The sequence below is a fragment of the Streptococcus sanguinis genome (assembly GCF_900635155.1).
Classification (GTDB): domain Bacteria; phylum Bacillota; class Bacilli; order Lactobacillales; family Streptococcaceae; genus Streptococcus; species Streptococcus sanguinis_G.
Window position 1 is genome coordinate 986,555 of record NZ_LR134002.1, and the last position, 16,553, is coordinate 1,003,107.

General features: G+C 42.8%; 18 protein-coding genes. 17 read left to right on the plus strand and 1 reads right to left on the minus strand.

Annotated features, from left to right (window positions below; genetic code table 11):
* The 5 genes from ELZ47_RS05060 (at position 1) to ELZ47_RS05080 (ending at position 4,742) form a co-directional block, all read left to right on the plus strand.
* Positions 1 to 1,143 carry a glycosyltransferase gene (locus tag ELZ47_RS05060; protein ID WP_164549558.1) on the plus strand — a complete coding sequence of 381 codons (1,143 nt, stop codon included), beginning with the start codon at positions 1 to 3 and terminating at the stop codon, positions 1,141 to 1,143.
* Complete coding sequence (locus tag ELZ47_RS05065; RefSeq protein WP_164549559.1) at positions 1,136 to 1,783, plus strand: hypothetical protein; 648 nt, start codon at positions 1,136 to 1,138, stop codon at positions 1,781 to 1,783. Before ELZ47_RS05060 ends, ELZ47_RS05065 begins: the two co-directional genes overlap by 8 nt.
* Positions 1,752 to 3,035 (plus strand): glycosyltransferase, encoded by a 1,284-nt coding sequence (locus tag ELZ47_RS05070; RefSeq protein WP_125331398.1) that lies wholly within the window; start codon positions 1,752 to 1,754, stop codon positions 3,033 to 3,035. Before ELZ47_RS05065 ends, ELZ47_RS05070 begins: the two co-directional genes overlap by 32 nt.
* A gap of 195 nt (positions 3,036 to 3,230) precedes the next feature.
* A complete protein-coding gene (gene hemH, locus ELZ47_RS05075; protein WP_164549633.1) occupies positions 3,231 to 4,325 on the plus strand; it encodes a ferrochelatase in 1,095 nt (364 codons plus the stop codon).
* 51 nt (positions 4,326 to 4,376) lie between these two features.
* A complete protein-coding gene (locus ELZ47_RS05080; protein ID WP_125331400.1) occupies positions 4,377 to 4,742 on the plus strand; it encodes a TIGR02328 family protein in 366 nt (121 codons plus the stop codon).
* Between the two features lie 77 nt (positions 4,743 to 4,819).
* On the opposite strand, the gene ELZ47_RS05085 is transcribed toward ELZ47_RS05080, so the two are convergent.
* Complete coding sequence (locus ELZ47_RS05085) at positions 4,820 to 5,635, minus strand: Cof-type HAD-IIB family hydrolase (protein WP_125331401.1); 816 nt, start codon at positions 5,633 to 5,635, stop codon at positions 4,820 to 4,822.
* Between the two features lie 122 nt (positions 5,636 to 5,757).
* Here ELZ47_RS05085 and lepA point away from each other — a divergent pair, with 122 nt between their 5' ends.
* From lepA to ELZ47_RS05145, 12 genes are all read left to right on the plus strand, one after another.
* Positions 5,758 to 7,581 (plus strand): translation elongation factor 4, encoded by a 1,824-nt coding sequence (gene lepA, locus ELZ47_RS05090; RefSeq protein ID WP_164549560.1) that lies wholly within the window; start codon positions 5,758 to 5,760, stop codon positions 7,579 to 7,581.
* Positions 7,582 to 7,623: 42 nt separating this feature from the next.
* The gene (locus ELZ47_RS05095) at positions 7,624 to 8,256 is read left to right on the plus strand and encodes a hypothetical protein (RefSeq protein ID WP_125331403.1); all 633 of its coding nucleotides are present in this window, start codon (positions 7,624 to 7,626) and stop codon (positions 8,254 to 8,256) included.
* A gap of 330 nt (positions 8,257 to 8,586) precedes the next feature.
* Complete coding sequence (gene pnuC, locus ELZ47_RS05100; protein WP_002895303.1) at positions 8,587 to 9,378, plus strand: nicotinamide riboside transporter PnuC; 792 nt, start codon at positions 8,587 to 8,589, stop codon at positions 9,376 to 9,378.
* A 104-nt stretch (positions 9,379 to 9,482) separates the two neighbouring features.
* Positions 9,483 to 10,127: a hypothetical protein gene (locus ELZ47_RS05105; protein ID WP_125332437.1), complete on the plus strand. Its 645-nt coding sequence runs from the start codon at positions 9,483 to 9,485 to the stop codon at positions 10,125 to 10,127.
* A gap of 167 nt (positions 10,128 to 10,294) precedes the next feature.
* The gene (locus ELZ47_RS05110; RefSeq protein ID WP_125332435.1) at positions 10,295 to 10,789 is read left to right on the plus strand and encodes a YkgJ family cysteine cluster protein; all 495 of its coding nucleotides are present in this window, start codon (positions 10,295 to 10,297) and stop codon (positions 10,787 to 10,789) included.
* 197 nt (positions 10,790 to 10,986) lie between these two features.
* Positions 10,987 to 11,820, plus strand: coding sequence for an AraC family transcriptional regulator (locus ELZ47_RS05115; RefSeq protein WP_125332433.1), 834 nt, complete (start codon positions 10,987 to 10,989; stop codon positions 11,818 to 11,820).
* A 53-nt stretch (positions 11,821 to 11,873) separates the two neighbouring features.
* On the plus strand, positions 11,874 to 12,800 hold the full coding sequence (locus ELZ47_RS05120) for a DNA repair protein RadC (RefSeq protein WP_125332431.1): 927 nt from the start codon (positions 11,874 to 11,876) through the stop codon (positions 12,798 to 12,800).
* A gap of 191 nt (positions 12,801 to 12,991) precedes the next feature.
* On the plus strand, positions 12,992 to 13,681 hold the full coding sequence (locus tag ELZ47_RS05125) for a YjjG family noncanonical pyrimidine nucleotidase (protein ID WP_126435472.1): 690 nt from the start codon (positions 12,992 to 12,994) through the stop codon (positions 13,679 to 13,681).
* A gap of 175 nt (positions 13,682 to 13,856) precedes the next feature.
* Positions 13,857 to 14,129, plus strand: coding sequence for a 30S ribosomal protein S16 (gene rpsP / locus ELZ47_RS05130; protein WP_002895310.1), 273 nt, complete (start codon positions 13,857 to 13,859; stop codon positions 14,127 to 14,129).
* Positions 14,130 to 14,148: 19 nt separating this feature from the next.
* On the plus strand, positions 14,149 to 14,388 hold the full coding sequence (gene kphA, locus ELZ47_RS05135; protein ID WP_000379617.1) for an RNA-binding protein KphA: 240 nt from the start codon (positions 14,149 to 14,151) through the stop codon (positions 14,386 to 14,388).
* A 261-nt stretch (positions 14,389 to 14,649) separates the two neighbouring features.
* Complete coding sequence (locus ELZ47_RS05140) at positions 14,650 to 15,201, plus strand: putative immunity protein (RefSeq protein WP_125332425.1); 552 nt, start codon at positions 14,650 to 14,652, stop codon at positions 15,199 to 15,201.
* On the plus strand, positions 15,198 to 16,547 hold the full coding sequence (locus ELZ47_RS05145; protein WP_125332423.1) for a TrkH family potassium uptake protein: 1,350 nt from the start codon (positions 15,198 to 15,200) through the stop codon (positions 16,545 to 16,547). The genes ELZ47_RS05140 and ELZ47_RS05145 overlap by 4 nt, the downstream gene beginning before the upstream one ends.
* Positions 16,548 to 16,553 lie beyond the last annotated feature (6 nt).

The window sequence follows — 16,553 nt, forward strand, 5'->3', positions numbered from 1 at the left end:
ATGAAACTTATTTTTTTCCTGCTGACTGCTGCTTACCTGCTTCTCTTTATCTTGCGTTGGCTCTTGTCTTTGACTTATTTGAAAAAAGGGCAGAGCAGCACATCAGTCTTTCAAGAGGAGCTTTATACGGTGGTTCAGCCCATCCTATCTGGTGACCCTCGTTTGGAAAATGATTTATTAGCCAATATCCAGCAGACAGAAGCGGTTGAGTTTTATTGGCTGATTGATCAGTCTGATCCAGAAGCTCAGCGAGTGGCTGATAAGATTTGTCGAAATCCCTCTTATGCCCAGCGCATTCGCGTTTTTCTCATGGAGGATGTCCCTCAGGGGATTAATCCTAAGAGTTATAAGATTGAGCAGATTATAGATGAGCTGACCCGGCCTTATCTGATTGTTCTCGACGACGACAGCGTTATTGATTTTTCAAAAATGGGGGAGTTGACAGATTATCTAGGTGAGAATGTTATTTTGACCGGCATTCCCTATAATCAGGAGCGAAGCAATTTCTGGTCCAAGCTAGTGGCAGCTTTTGTCAATGGAAATTCTTTCATTACCTATTTTACCATGGCAGAAGTCAAAGCTAATCACTCGATTAATGGCATGTTCTACATTCTGCCACTTGAATTGTCTAGAGAGCAGAAGCTTTTCAGTGCTATTAAAGACTATCTATGTGATGATTTGGCTGTAGCGGATTTTCTGCGCAGCAAGGGAGTGGAGATTATCCAGACGCGGGTGACCTGTAATGTTCGGACTACTATCAAGGATGCCAAGCAATATTTACTGCAGATGAAGCGTTGGCTGCTTTTTAGCTCTATCTATCTGAAGGAGCACTTGGACTGGAAGGTTATTATTTTAATTGCATTGCCTAGTTTCCTGCCCCTTCCTGCCTTGCTCATTAGTTTCTTTCTTGGCTGGCCTTTTGTGCTGCTGGCTTTGCTTTTGCTCTTGGTCAAGGCGGTTTGGATGCTGGCTTATCGTCGTCACATTCTATCCGGCCGGCCGTATCTGGATGAGGTGTTTTACGAGGTACTGAATGACCTTATCTTGCCTTGGCTTTTCCTCTATGTCTTGCTTAGTCCGCCTCTGATTAACTGGCGGGGAAGGAAGATTCGAGTGACGGATGGGAAAATCCGCTATGAGTAAGATGAAGCAGTACTTGGCTAAGTTGGATGCTCTGTCGCCAGACCAAACCATGTTGAAATCCAGCAGAGTCTTGCTTTTTCTCAGTGGCAGCAGTCATTTGGAGAGCGCTTGTCTGACTGCAGGACAGCTTAAGTTTCTTGAACAGATTTGTCCATCGGGTTTCTCAGTGGTTGCTAGTAATTTTCCCTTTAACCAGAGATTTGAGCATGAGCAACAAACTCAAGTTTCCTTGTTGACAGCTTCCATTTCCAATATTCGTTACTATTGGGATACTCTCTGCAATCTTCGCTTTCAGGAGGCTTTGCAGCGGCATTTGTCTCCTTTACTAGATGCAGAGGAGGCTGTCATTATCTGCAAGAGCTCGGGACTCAATATACTAACCCAGTGGCTGGAGGATTTGGGTGAGGAAAATCTGCCGTACAGACTGAGAGTGATTGCGCTGGGGCCTGTTTCACGGAGAGTCCTAAATCACAAGGATATTGACTTGCTGGTCATCAAGGGCAGGAAGGATATTTACAGCAGATTTTTAGATGGCCATCCAGCTGATGTGATGGTAGATAGCAATCATTTTGATTATGAATACAGGGAAGATGTGAAAGGATTAGTTCATGACTGGATTAGAAAAAGTGATAAAGATTGATGTGATTAGTGTGCCATTTAGTGGGCATTTGCTGCCTACTTTGACCTTAGTCAAGCCTCTGCTAACGGATCCGCGTTTTCAGATTCGGGTTATCACTGGCTGTCAAAAGAAAGAGTTAGTAGAGGAAATCGGTTTTGACTGTCTGGCTCTCTTTCCAGAAAGACCGACGGTGATGGAGGATATCGCTAATACTCCGCAGCAAAGCAATCCTTTGATTACCTATCAGCAGTTTCGAGCCAATTCTAGACTAATTCCAGAAGTTATAGACGAATTAAATCGAATTTGGAAAGAGGGAGATAAACCGGATTTGGTCATAGCGGACTTTGTTGCTTCGCCAGCAGGCTTGATTTCTGATCGCTTTGGCATTCCCTGGATAACTACGATTCCGAGTCCCGTTGCGATTGAGTGCCGGACGACAACTCCGACCTATTTGGGAGGTTGGAAACCTCATCAGGGGGTCTTGTACAAATTAAGAGATGCCTTAGGCAGGCAAGCTATTCGTTGTGGAAAGAAAATAGCCTTTGCTTTAGTCCAGAAGAGTTTGGGAGACTATCAAGATTTTAAACTCTATCGGGAAGACGGCACAGAAGCTATTTATTCGCCATACTCTATCTTGGCTTTAGGCATGAAAGAGCTAGAGTTTCGAGATGATTTTCCTAAGCAGCTTCGCTGGGTTGGCTACAAATGCTTGTCCTTTGATCGCCTGCCTGCAGCCCATGAGTCTTATTTTGAGACCGATAAGAAGCGGGTTTTAGTGACTTGCGGTACGCATTTGAAATGGGAGAAGGAGCGAATGGTGGAAAGAGCGAAAAAGCTGAGTCATCTCTACCCAGATTACCTATTTTACGTTACCTTGGGTGAAGCTAGTGGTCTGGGAAATCCTCCGCGCGAACTGGCGGAAAACTTGCTACTTTTTGATTATCTGCCCTATACCGACATTCTGGATAAGATAGATTTTGCTATTCACCACGCAGGAACGGGTATCATGATGGCCTGTATTGAGCATGAGATTCCCAGTCTCATTTTGCCGCAGGATTATGACCAGTTTGACAATGCCGTTCGTGCTGAGCTTGCCCAGGTGGGGCTGGTTTCTCGCAGAAAGAATGATGCAGAAGTGCTGCGCCTTTTTAAGGAATTGACGGATCGTACGGACTGGTCTCAGTTGAAAAACCTTGCCCAGCAAAGTAAAGAATATCAGCCTACAGAGATTCTCTATCAAGAGCTAGGGCGGCTGCTTAAGGTTGATTTATAACTGGAAAACTCAACAAACCATTAAAGCATACCTCCAATATTAAAATATCTGAATTATTAAATTTCCCTATTCTTTTCAAGGAATAGGTTTTTTGGTCTATTCAAGTCTTTTTTAAGATGTTAAAATGAAAGTGATTACAAACAAGTCATTGGTAAGCCAGCTTGGCTTTCTCGGAGTGACTGAAGAGGAAAGATGATGAAGAAAGCAATTCTAATGATGACTTTTGGCTCGCCAGAGGAGATTAGCTTTGAGGGAGTGGCTGAATTTTTTACCAATATTCGCCGCGGTGTCAGGCCGCAAGACCATGAAATTCAGACCCTCTATGATAACTATGTCCTCATCGGTGGAACGCCTCTGCAGCGTATCAGTCTAGAAGAGGTGGAAAAGGTTCGTCAGCGTTTGGCTGGCGAGTATGCGGTTTATTTTGCCAATAAATTCTCATGTCCTTTTATTCCAGATGTGATTGAGCAGATGGAAGAGGATGGTATTGAGGATTGTATCTGTTTGATCCTAGAGCCTCATTTTTCTTACTATTCTGTCATGGGTTATGAGAAGTTTATCCAGAGTGACTCCATCCGCTTTAATATCATTAAGGAATGGTATCAGGAAGAAGCTATTCTTGGTTATTGGGCAGAGGAACTGAGAAAGATTCTTACAGAAGAGGTTGGAGAAGAGACCTTCAAGATTTTCTTTTCAGCCCACAGTGTGCCTATTCTGGCCTTGGATTTCGGAGATCCTTACATTGATCAGATTTATGACAATGCCCGTTTGATTGCTGACAGGTTGGGTTTGACAGAGGAGGATTATCTCAATGTTTGGCAGAGTGAGAGTGACATTGGGCTCCCTTGGATCAAACCTGATGTACTGGACTATATGCGCCAGCAAGAAACACATCCGCAGCATTATATTTTTGTGCCGATTAGCTTTATCAGTGAGCATATAGAGGTTCTTTTTGACAATGACGTGGAGTGCAAGGAACTTTGCGAAGATTTGGGTGTTGCCTATCATAGACCGCCTATGCCCAATGCAGATGCCCGTCTAATTGATGCCCTGATTCAAAGTATCCGCCGCCATGAGCATGAACCCTTCAAAGAATGTTTTCCAGAAGAAGAAACCTTCGATGAATTACAGCCATCGGAGGAGAGTAGCCAGATTCTTGCAGAGGATGCAGAGCTGAAAATGCCAGATTTCGTCAAGAAGCTAATTGAGAAAAAGGGGCGTGAGAATGTTAAGATGCCGTATTTTGTCAAGAAAATGCTGGAGAAAGCAGGAAAGCTGCCCAAGAGTTGATTGTTCATATTCGTTGATGACTTTATAAGATTATTCTAGAAGGAGAATACCGTGAGACTTTGGCACCAAGATTTGATTGAAAAACTTCCGCGCCAGCAGCTTTTAGGCCAGCACCGTGAGTGTGCGGCCTTACGTGGTCGAGGGTGGGGCAAGCCGCATGCGACGGTCAACTATGTTTTTGAGCATAGTCCTTATCGTCTGTACGCCTATCACCTGCTGATTATGGAAGAGATGCAGAAGCGGGGCTATCAGCCGGACACCCTTTGGCTGGATAAGGACTACCGTGGCAAGACCTGCCCACCTTATCAGGACTTGCCAGCTAAGGAGCTCGAACATCCCATTTATCTGGAGCATGACGCAGCCTATCTGCAAGAATGCATGGAAAATCTTAAGGAGAAAGGAATAGAAATTTTTTGATTTCCAAGTGCCAAGACGGCATAGTATTAAGGTTATAGAACAAAAAAAGAAGAGACATTGCTCTTCTTTTTTGACTTTTATGAATTCAAAATAAACTTCTCAATAGCAGTAGCAACCCCATTTTCTTCACAGCTGTCTGTGACGGCATCGGCTAGGCTTTTGACATAGTCTGAAGCATTTCCCATGGCAACACCGAGACCTGCATATTCCAGCATCTCGATGTCGTTGTTGGCATCACCGATTGCCATGATTTCCTGAGGATTGATGTCTAATTGTTTAGCTAATCGCTCTAGGGCAAAGGCTTTGGTCACACCGGCTGGCATGGCCTCGTAAATGACTGGCTGGGAGCGAACGCCGCTGAAACGCTGGCAGATTTCTTGGCCAAAGTCAGCTTCAAAAGCATCTACCTGCTCTTGGCTGCCTAAAAACATAGCTTGAAACATTCTGTATTGACCACTGCAAGCCTCTTCTAGGCTAATCTCGGTTGGAATAGTAAAGACCAAGCTAGCATCATTCACGACATAGGAACTGGCTTTTTCTCCGACGACGAAATAATGCTCTTCATCAAAGAGAGTCAGCTGGACAGGGCTATTTTCAGACAGGCTGTAGAGATAGCGAATATCCTGACCGCTCAGCTCTTGCCAGTCCACCAGACTCCAGTCGCTGGTTTGATGAGTAGCACAGCCATTATCCACGATGACATATTCGTTTTCTTGTGCCAGGCCCAGCTTGTCATAATAAGGCTTGACGCCAACCAAGGGACGACCTGTGCAAAGAACCAATTTGACTCCTTTTTCAATAGCTTGGCGAATAGCCTCAATGTGAGCCTGAGGAATTTCTTTTTTGCTGTTGAGCAAGGTGCCGTCCATATCAAGTGCAAGAATTTTAATCATAAAGTGTCTCCAAAATTATTCTCTGACTAGTATAGCATAATTTATAGAGAAAGTCCGAGTCTATAGGAAAAATCACTGGTCTTGTGTTATAATAAATAGAATACCCTAAAAGGATGAGAAAAATGAATTTAGAAGATTTGAAAAAACGTCAGGAGAAGATCCGCAATTTCTCCATCATTGCTCACATTGACCACGGGAAATCAACCTTGGCTGACCGGATTTTGGAGGCGACTGAGACGGTTTCCAGTCGGGAAATGCAGGCCCAACTCTTGGACAGCATGGACTTGGAGCGGGAGCGCGGCATCACCATTAAGCTCAATGCTATCGAGCTCAATTATACCGCCAAGGACGGTGAAACCTATATCTTCCACTTGATTGACACGCCGGGACACGTGGACTTTACCTATGAGGTATCGCGGTCGTTAGCGGCCTGCGAAGGGGCTATTTTGGTTGTGGATGCGGCTCAGGGGATTGAGGCTCAGACCTTGGCTAATGTTTATCTAGCGCTGGATAATGACTTGGAAATCCTGCCAGTTATTAATAAAATTGACCTGCCAGCTGCAGATCCAGAGCGGGTGCGGGCAGAGATTGAAGATGTGATTGGACTGGATGCTAGCGAAGCCGTATTGGCTTCTGCCAAGTCTGGTATCGGAATTGAAGAAATTTTAGAGCAGATAGTAGAAAAAGTTCCAGCTCCGACTGGAAGTGTAGAAGCACCGCTCAAAGCCTTGATTTTTGACTCGGTCTATGATGCCTATCGTGGTGTAATCCTTCAAGTGCGGGTTATGGACGGTGTGGTCAAGCCGGGAGATACCATTCAGCTCATGAGTAATGGTAAGACCTTTGACGTGACTGAGGTCGGCATCTTTACTCCCAAGGCTGTTGGACGTGATTTCCTAGCAACAGGGGATGTTGGTTATATCGCAGCCTCTATCAAGACGGTACAGGATACCCGAGTCGGAGACACAGTAACCTTGGCGGACAATCCAGCTGGGGAGCCATTAGCCGGCTATAAGCAGATGAATCCTATGGTTTTCGCTGGTCTCTATCCTATCGAGTCCAATAAATACAATGACCTGCGTGAGGCGCTTGAAAAGCTCCAGCTAAACGACGCCAGTCTGCAGTTTGAACCAGAAACATCACAGGCATTAGGATTTGGTTTCCGTTGTGGTTTCCTGGGTTTGCTGCACATGGATGTCATTCAGGAGCGCTTGGAGCGTGAGTTCAATATTGATTTGATTATGACGGCGCCATCTGTTATCTATAAGGTCAATATGACGGATGGTGCCTCTCTGGATGTGTCCAATCCGAGCGAGTTTCCGGATCCGACTAAGATTGATTCCATTGAAGAGCCTTATGTCAAGGCGCAGATTATGGTGCCCCAGGAATTTGTCGGAGCGGTGATGGAGTTGGCTCAGCGCAAGCGTGGTGACTTTGTGACCATGGACTATATCGATGATAATCGGGTCAATGTCATCTATCAAATCCCACTTGCTGAAATCGTCTTTGACTTCTTTGACAAGCTCAAGTCCTCTACTCGTGGCTATGCTAGCTTTGACTATGAAATTTCTGAGTATCGCTCGTCCAAGCTGGTGAAGATGGATATTCTCCTCAATGGCGACAAGGTTGATGCTCTCAGCTTTATCGTTCACAAGGAATTTGCCTATGAGCGTGGTAAGCTGATTGTAGACAAGCTCAAGAAAATCATTCCTCGTCAGCAGTTTGAAGTACCCATTCAAGCCGCTATCGGACAGAAAATCGTGGCTCGGACAGACATCAAAGCCCTGCGCAAGAATGTCTTGGCCAAGTGTTATGGTGGTGACGTTTCTCGGAAGCGCAAACTCCTTGAAAAACAAAAAGCTGGTAAAAAACGGATGAAAGCTATCGGCTCTGTCGAAGTCCCACAAGAAGCCTTCCTCAGCGTTCTGAGTATGGATGAGGAATAAAGTCTTATTTCTCTAGGCAATATATTTCAAAAGGAGAAAATCATGAAACAATCGTATCTGCTTGGAGCAGTCCTAGTATTGACTTCACTTACTCTTATGTCTTGTGCCAAATCTGACCAAAATGATGAACAATCAAGCTCATCGATTAGTTCTATTGCACAAGTGGAAAAGAATTCTTCAAATTCTTCTTCTAAAAAGAGCAAGAGCAAAGCCAGTCAAGAAACAAAACGTGTTGGTTCTCCTGAGTTTGGTTATATCGATATTCCAAGTAAATGGATTAAATTTTTTGATGCAAAGGTTGAGGGACTTATTCAATATACAGATGGCTCTGCTTATAATATCGTTACCATGAATGCTGTTTCCAAGGCAGAAGCTGAAGTAGCAGATGGTGAGACTTTCAATGCAGAAACAATTGCTCAGCATGTAGCCTATAATTGGAGTCAAAAAGATAATATTGAGAAGATGTGGGGCTCTAAAAGTACTGTCTCAGGAATAGAAGCCTTTCAAATAAACATCATTCTGAAATCGGGGCAACTTGCTAATACATTGGTTTTCCAAAAAGATGACAAAGTCTATATACTATCCTTTGAAGGCGACGAAGAAACTCTTGATGATTTCATTACAAACATGAAAGATACTTGGAGCCTTGATGGCAAGGGAGCAGTCAGCGAATAATAGTTTAAAAAACAAGAGGCCTATTTATTAAGTCTCTTGTTTTTTTCAGTGTAGAAGCTAATTATGTTTCACAAATAGATAGTAACAAATCAGAAAAAACGTTCGACTACTATCAAATCTAAGTAAAAAGACTTACAAAAATTTGTAGGTCTTTTCTTGAAATCCGAACGTTAGGAAATCTTTTTAAGATTTTACTTGACATTTTCTGAAATAGGAATATGATAAAATGTGAACACTGTATAAGACAAACCTTGTGCGTGTTCGAAAATAATAGAGCGTTGCATCCGTAAGTCAATTTGACACGGCTCTTAAAAAACAAAAGGAGAAAGAATGAATACTTATATCCAAAAGAAAATCGCAAACATGAAGCTGACGCTTTCTGAAATGTCTGGTGGCTACAAACGAATGGTGACTAGCATGAAGAAGCTCGGCTTTTCTGGTACCTTGAAGCTTATCTGGGACGATTTGTTTGCTCATCGCAGTCTAGGTCAATGGGTTTATCTCTTGATTCTAGGGAGTTTTCCGCTCTGGCTGGAGCTGATATATGAACATCGCATCGTGGATTGGACGGGGATGATTTGCAGTCTGACTGGGATTATCTGTGTGATTTTCGTTTCTGAAGGACGGGCTAGCAATTACCTCTTTGGTTTGATTAATTCTGTGATTTACTTGATTTTGGCTTTGCAGAAAGGTTTCTATGGTGAGGTCCTGACGACTCTTTACTTTACCATCATGCAGCCAATTGGCCTCTTAGTGTGGATTTATCAAGGTCAGTTTAAGAAAGAAAAGCAAGAGTTTGTTGCTCGTAAGCTAGATGCTAAAGGATGGACAAAATATCTATCACTCAGTGTGCTTTGGTGGTTGGTCTTTGGTTTGATTTATCAGTCTGTGGGGGCTAATCGTCCTTATCGTGATTCAATCACAGATGCGACAAATGGTGTAGGGCAAATCCTGATGACGGCTGTTTATCGCGAACAGTGGATTTTCTGGGCAGCGACCAATATTTTTTCTATCTACCTCTGGTGGGGTGAAAGTCTTCAGATTCAAGGAAAATATTTGATCTATTTAATCAACAGCTTGGTCGGATGGTACCAGTGGAATAAGGCTGCTAAAAAAGCATAGTCTTATAAACGGGACATTAATCGGACGTGACAATGTATCTCTTTCCTTTCGTCCTAAAAATATGGTAAACTAGTATTAGTAAAATTTATTAGATTTAGGAAGGAATGACCATGAAAAAGAAGTGCTTTCTGCTCTCCCTGACTATCTTAACCGGCCTCTCCCTGTCCTCTTGTAGCCTTATTAAGAGCTATAGCAGTCGGAAACCATCTGATTCTTCCAGTCGGGTTTCCCTGAGAGATGACAGCGATACAAGTAGTAGCAGTCGTAGAGAAAAAGATTCGTCAAAGACAACTGGTACTATGCGCGTCGGCTCTGATGATTATGGCTATATTAGTATTCCTGATAATTGGATTAAGTTTACAGACGTAGATGGTGGCGACAGCGTCCAGTATACGGATGGAAGTGGCTATAACATTGTCACGATGAATGCTTATACAAAAGAAAAAGCCAATATTGGAGAAGGTGAAGAATTCAACGCTGAAACCATTGCCCAACGGATCGCCTACCACTGGAAGGATAATAAGGAAGTCGATGATTTTTGGGGAGCAAAGAGTACCGTAGCTGGAAATGAAGCCTTTCAGATTAATGTTATTTTAAAATCCACGCAAAACCTAACGGTTTGGGTCTTCAAACAAGGTGATAAGGTCTATATGATGTCCTTTGAGGGCGATGAAGATACTTTATATGAGTTTATACCTTATATCGAAGAAACTTGGAGCACTAGTAAGGACGGTGGAAAAAGCATTTAGCAACCGCATGTGATGATTGCTCTCTAAGTTCATAAAAAGCAAATCTGAGACTGGTTCTCAGATTTTTTTGCGAGGTGGAATATGTCATATTTTTGGGGTTTGACAACATTTAAGAGCGCTCATTTTATGATATAATAAAAACAATTTGAATACAGAAAGAAAAATATATGACCCAAGAAATCGACCTTGAAAAGTACCATCAGTTAGCTCTGCAGAAGCAGAAAGAGCACCGAAAATTTTTAGCCAGTCTTAAGAAAAAGCCACCAAAAAACCTTGATAAACTAGCCCAGCAAATCCATGATGAGGTCTTTGAGGAGATTGACTGTACAGCCTGTGCCAATTGCTGTAAGACGCTGGGACCAGACTTTAAAGAAGCCGACATAGTCCGCATTGCCAAGTATTTCAAGATGAAGCTGCCGGCTTTTGAAGAGGAATTTCTGCAGGTAGACGAAGACGGTGACAAGGTTTTCAAAGCTATGCCTTGTCCTTTTTTAGGTGGAGACAATCTCTGCTCGATCTACGATGTCCGGCCAAAGGCTTGCAGAGAATTTCCCCATACAGACCGCAAGAAGATTCATCAGATTAATCATCTGACAATCAAAAATACCCTGACCTGTCCTGCGGCTTATCTCTTTGTGGAGAAGCTGCGGGATAGTTTGTAAAATCCCCCTCTAAATCTTGTACAAAAATTCTAGGGCGGAAGTATCTTAAATCTGTTAGGCTATAGTTAGAATTGAACATGGCCTAAAAGCTGTGTGAAAAAGATGAAATTTTCTCGGAGCAGGAGCCCCTCCGCCAATTTTCCTATTTTCACTTTGCTTTTAACGGTCTTAGTATCTTTTGTGAGGTGAAAAAGAATATGATGCATCAATTCAATCGAACCATGGAATATCTAGAAAGTAAGTTGGACGCAGAAGTGGACTTGCAACAATTTCAGCAGCTATCGGGCTATTCTTATGCTCTCTTTAGCAGGCTCTTTTCCATCCTAGCAGATATGACTTTAGCAGAATACCTACGCAATCGCAGGCTGTCAGAAGCTGTGACAGACTTGCGGGAAAGCTCTGAGAAAGTCATTGACATTGCGATGAAATACGGCTATGAGTCTGCGGATGCCTTCAGCGCAGCCTTCAAGAAATTCCATGGTGCGACCCCCTCAGAAGTTCGAAATGGAAAACCTTATCGGGTCTTTCCTAGACTTCAATTATCCTTAAAGATTACAGGAGGAAAGAACATGGATATCAAGATTCAAAAGAAACCTGCTTTTACCGTAGCAGGCGTCCTATTGGAAGCTATTGACAATAGCCAGTGCCCGTATGCATGGGAGCAGCTCTATGCAAATCACAGCTTTGAAAGCCTAGAAAGTCTGGGTAGTGGCCAATCCTTTGGTGTCTGCTCTGATGTCAAAGAAGGCGAAATCATCAACTATACGGCTGCCTATGATGTGAAGGATAAAGCTAAAGCAGAAGAACTAGGTCTGTCAATCAAAGAAATCTCAGAAGCAGAATATGCCATCGTACCAGTCAAAGGCGCTATTCCAACCAGCATTCATCATGCTTGGAAATATGTCTTGGAAGTCTTTTTTCCAGAAACTGGCTATCGCCACTCAGGAGCACCAGATTTTGAAGTTTACACCGAGGGTGATATGTACTCCCCAGACTATCAAATGGAACTCTGGATACCAGTGGTGAAATAAAATGCCGATTGCAAGTCATTTTTTAGCTATTGATTACAGAGGAGGGTAATGCTATGCAGATGTATTTTGGGGACGTTTCTCTTTGCTATACATATTCACTTGCGATGGCGCTGCATTCGTATGGGTATGATGTTCGCCCTGAGTTTTTGGAAGCCATTATGGTGATGGGAAATGGCGCTAGTATTATAAAGGAAGATGAAAAACATCCCTTAGTCTTCTTTGATAATGGGATGCCAGATAGTTCTATCAGCCATACTTTAAACATTCTGGGTTTTACATACGATGAATACTATATAAAGGATTCAAATGTGGTGGATCTTCTCTCTATCAGAGAAATGCTAAGCAAGTTCTTGCTCAGCGGACCAGTTGTTCTTGGCCCTTTGGACATGGGGTATCTGACTTATAACCCCAATCATATCCATTTGTATGGGGTGGACCATTTTGTTTCGGTTTATAATCTAGATGATGAGTTTATCTATTTCCATGATCCAGCAGGCTTTGCTTGTATGAAAATGAGTTTCTCAGAATTTTCGAAAGCCTGGGAAGCTAAAAATATCAGCTATAAAAGAGGTTCTTTCTCCATGTGGGGAAACTTTCAAAAAATCAAATCTCCAACTTCCAAAGAGATTTATAAGAAAACATCTATACTGATGAAGCAACAATATGAACGTGGCGAGGATAATGTGATAGCAAGATATGCTAAGTCGGTAGCAGACAATGGCTTGAATGAAGAACAAAAGCATCTTCATCAATACTTTAGCTTCAAATTAGCTTCTATCAGAAATCTATACATGAGCAACTTCTTAAAAGACCATGATACGGTCAGATCTGAACTAAAAGAAAATTTAGCAAAATTGTTCGGCCAAGCTCATCTATTTTGTATCAAGGAAGATTATCAAAAACTGTCAGAAGTCTTGTTTGATATTGCAGCGCTAGATAATAAGTTTAGAGATTTGTGTATTCACTATAAAGTAGAGTAGAAGAAGTGGGAAAAGCGAAGATGCTGTTTGGAAATGCAGCAGGATCGAAAGAAGGGATAGCAGGCTATCAAATGTACCTCTGGATACCAGTGGATAAATAGATTAGAAACCAGCCGTTTATTTTTGAGCGGCTGGTTTTTTATGTATTGTGGTATAATGAAGCTACTACAGTTACAGAAAGGATTTCGATTTTGTCATACAAATTTCTACTTTTCGACCTTGACCATACGTTGCTGGATTTTGATACGGCAGAAGACATCGCCTTGACTCATTTTTTGGAGGAGCAAGGCGTGACAGAGATTCAAAGCTACAAAGACTATTATATTCCCATGAACAAGGGGCTTTGGCGGGAACTAGAGCAGGGGAAAATCACCAAGCTTGAGCTAGTCAATACTCGCTTTTCTCGTCTTTTTGCTCATTTTGGCATTGAGAAGGATGGAGCCGAGTTGGCCCTTCTCTATCAGCAGCATATTGCTCAGCAGGGTCAGACCTACGCTGGTGCAAGCGAGCTTTTGGACAGTCTGACAGCAGCTGATTATGAGATTTACGGAGCGACTAATGGCATCACGGCTATTCAGACTGGCCGCATGGCCCATTCCGACATTTCTCCTTATTTTAATCATATTTTTATCTCGGAAAAGATGGGGACTCAGAAGCCCGAAGTTTTGTTTTATGAAAAAATAGCAGAGCAAATACCAGATTTTGACCTGTCTCAGACTTTGATGATTGGAGACTCTTTGACAGCTGATATTGCTGGCGCTAATAATGCTGGATTGGACTCTATCTGGTACAATCCCAAGCAGTTAGAAAATGAAAGTCTTTTTCAACCGACCTATACCGCTTATTCTTATGACGACATTATCAGACTATTGGTTCCATAAGGAGACTGCAAATGAAAAACTATTGTTCTTTTAAACAAGAAAGACTAATCTAAAAAATTTTTAACTCTGTCAAGAAAAAAACTTGACAGCTGTTTTTAATCTGCTATAATAGAACATGTGCTTAATAGCTCTGCTATTTCACCAAAAGAAAAAATAAAGAAAAGAGACCTTAATAATGGCAGTAAAAATCCGTTTGACTCGTATGGGTTCAAAGAAAAAACCTTTCTATCGTATCAATGTTGCAGACTCACGTTCACCTCGTGACGGACGTTTCATCGAAACGGTTGGAACTTACAACCCACTTGTAGCTGAAAACCAAGTGACTTTGAAGGAAGACCGTATCCTTGAGTGGTTGGGTAATGGTGCACAACCTTCTGATACTGTACGCAACATCCTTTCAAAAGAAGGCGTATTGAAGAAATTCCACGATTCAAAATACTCTAAATAATAGAAGCGTAGGTTGACATATGGACACGATTGAAAATCTAATTATTGCGATAGTGAAACCTTTGATTTCACAGCCAGATGCCTTAACTATCAAGATTGAGGATACACCTGAATTTTTAGAATATCACCTGGATCTTGATCAGAGTGATGTTGGACGTGTAATCGGTCGTAAAGGTCGTACTATATCCGCTATAAGGACGATTGTTTACTCTGTCCCAACTGAAGACAAAAAAGTTCGCATCGTTATTGATGAGAAATAAGAAGCAGCGGGGCTATGTGTCCCGTTTTTTCTATGGCCCTTAATGAAACAAGCCGTTAGGCGTAGTTGCATTTAGGGCCATTGATGCAGTTCGAGCTCCGCGAGAACTACGTTCCTTAATTTTCTTGCCGAAACAGGTTATTAGGTGCAGTTGAGTTTAGGACCATTGATGCAGTTCGAGCTTCGCGAGAACTAGGTACTTCATTTAAGATGGGAACGAAATGCAGGGGCGAGTTTAGAGAAATTCGAAACCGGAGGACATATGAAGTCAGAAGATTATGCTTGGAACGCTCATGAGCGCAAGTCTTATGAGAATGATCAAGTGATTTTACCGAGCCCTTATAAGCTAAAAATTCTGGATGATAGTGAGAAGAGATTGGAATTGGAGCTTGTTTTGGAGGAACTTCCTCAGGAGCAACTGGCTCGATGGGCTATGAAAATGGCGTCAAGCTTTATAGCTCTGATTGATGCGGAAGATGAGTCTGAAAAGCAGAAGATTTTGACTCAGGTAAGAGAGGTTTTTCAGGCTCGACTTGATGGTAGGGCATCTGCCTATGAACTAAGGCAGGCTGGTTTCTTGGCTAACAAACTGTCGCAGCAAGCCCAATCACAAATCGGTAAATATGCTGCGCGTGTTTTTGCCCAAGGAGTCGCAACAGGCCACATGCGGGGCCATGCTATTGTCGCAGCGGATTATGCCATCAAAGTCAGAAATTTGCAGAGTCCAGATGATATGCAGCGGGCTGTCAAGGAAAGAGAAAGACAGATAGAGCTGGCCTCTGCTTTTATTAGATCAGGAAAGGAAACTTTATGAAGCATTTATTTTCACACTTGTCACCAGCGCAAAAGATTATCTTGTCTTTTCTTCTGGTGATATTCTGTGGCTCCTTGCTACTCAGTCTGCCTTGGGTGCAGACGGCAAGTTCCCAAGCGAGCTATCTGGATCATCTTTTTACAGCTGTCTCGATGGTCTGTGTGACAGGGCTTTTTACTCAATCGGTTGTGGATACATACAATGTCTGGGGACAGCTCCTTTGTATGTTGCTGATTCAGATTGGTGGTTTGGGAATCCTGACTTTTATCGGATTTTTCACCATGGAAAGTCGGAAAAAGCTCAGCCTCAAGGATCGCCGTATTCTGCGGGATAGTTTTAGTTATGGTAACAATCGTACCTTAGGTCAATTTGTCCGTTCGATTTTTATCACGACTTTTGCTATCGAAGGACTGGGTGCGCTCCTTCTCATGATTCGCTTCATTCCCAAGTTTGGTCTGAGAAAAGGGATTTTTAATTCTATCTTTTTAGCCGTTTCTGCATTTTGTAATGCGGGCTTTGATAATTTTGGCAATGATAGCCTACTAGGCTTGCAGACAGATGTTTTGGTCAATATCACCTTGGCTCTCCTCATCATTACTGGAGGACTGGGCTTTATGGTCTGGTTTGACTTGGCGACTAAATTGGGAGGAAAACAGAAGGGGCTGCACTTTCATACTAAGGTAGTCTTGCTGCTGACTGCTGGTCTCCTCGTTTTTGGGACGGTCACGAGTCTCTGGACGGAGTACAATAATCCTGGAACGATTGGCAATCTTTCCTTTGGCGATAAGCTACTGGTCAGCTTTTTTCAGACAGTCAGTATGAGGACAGCTGGCTTTGCTTCCATTGATTATACAGCTGCTCGTCCAGTAACCCTGTTTATCTATCTGCTCCAGATGTTTCTGGGAGGGGCTCCGGGTGGTACAGCGGGCGGTCTGAAAATTACGACCTTCCTAGTTCTTTTGCTTTTTGCTCGAAAGGAAATTCTGGGCTTACCTCATACCAATATGGGACGGAGAACGCTCTCTCCTCAGCTAGTGCAGAAGGCTTTTGGTGTGACAGTGATTTTTCAGCTGACATTTCTGCTTGGTCTTTTGGCTCTTGGGCTAGTGACCGATAGCAGTCATCGTTTTATTTACCTGATATTTGAGACTGTGTCGGCATTGGCTACAGTTGGTGTCACGGCCAATATCACTACCAGCCTCAATACAGCTGGTATGATTGTGATTATGTTGCTAATGTTTATTGGACGGGTGGGGCCGCTGACTCTTATGGTCAGTCTCAACCATTATCAACCGAAGAAGGCTGCAACCTTGCATTACAGCAAGGCGGACATTATGATTGGATAGGAGAAA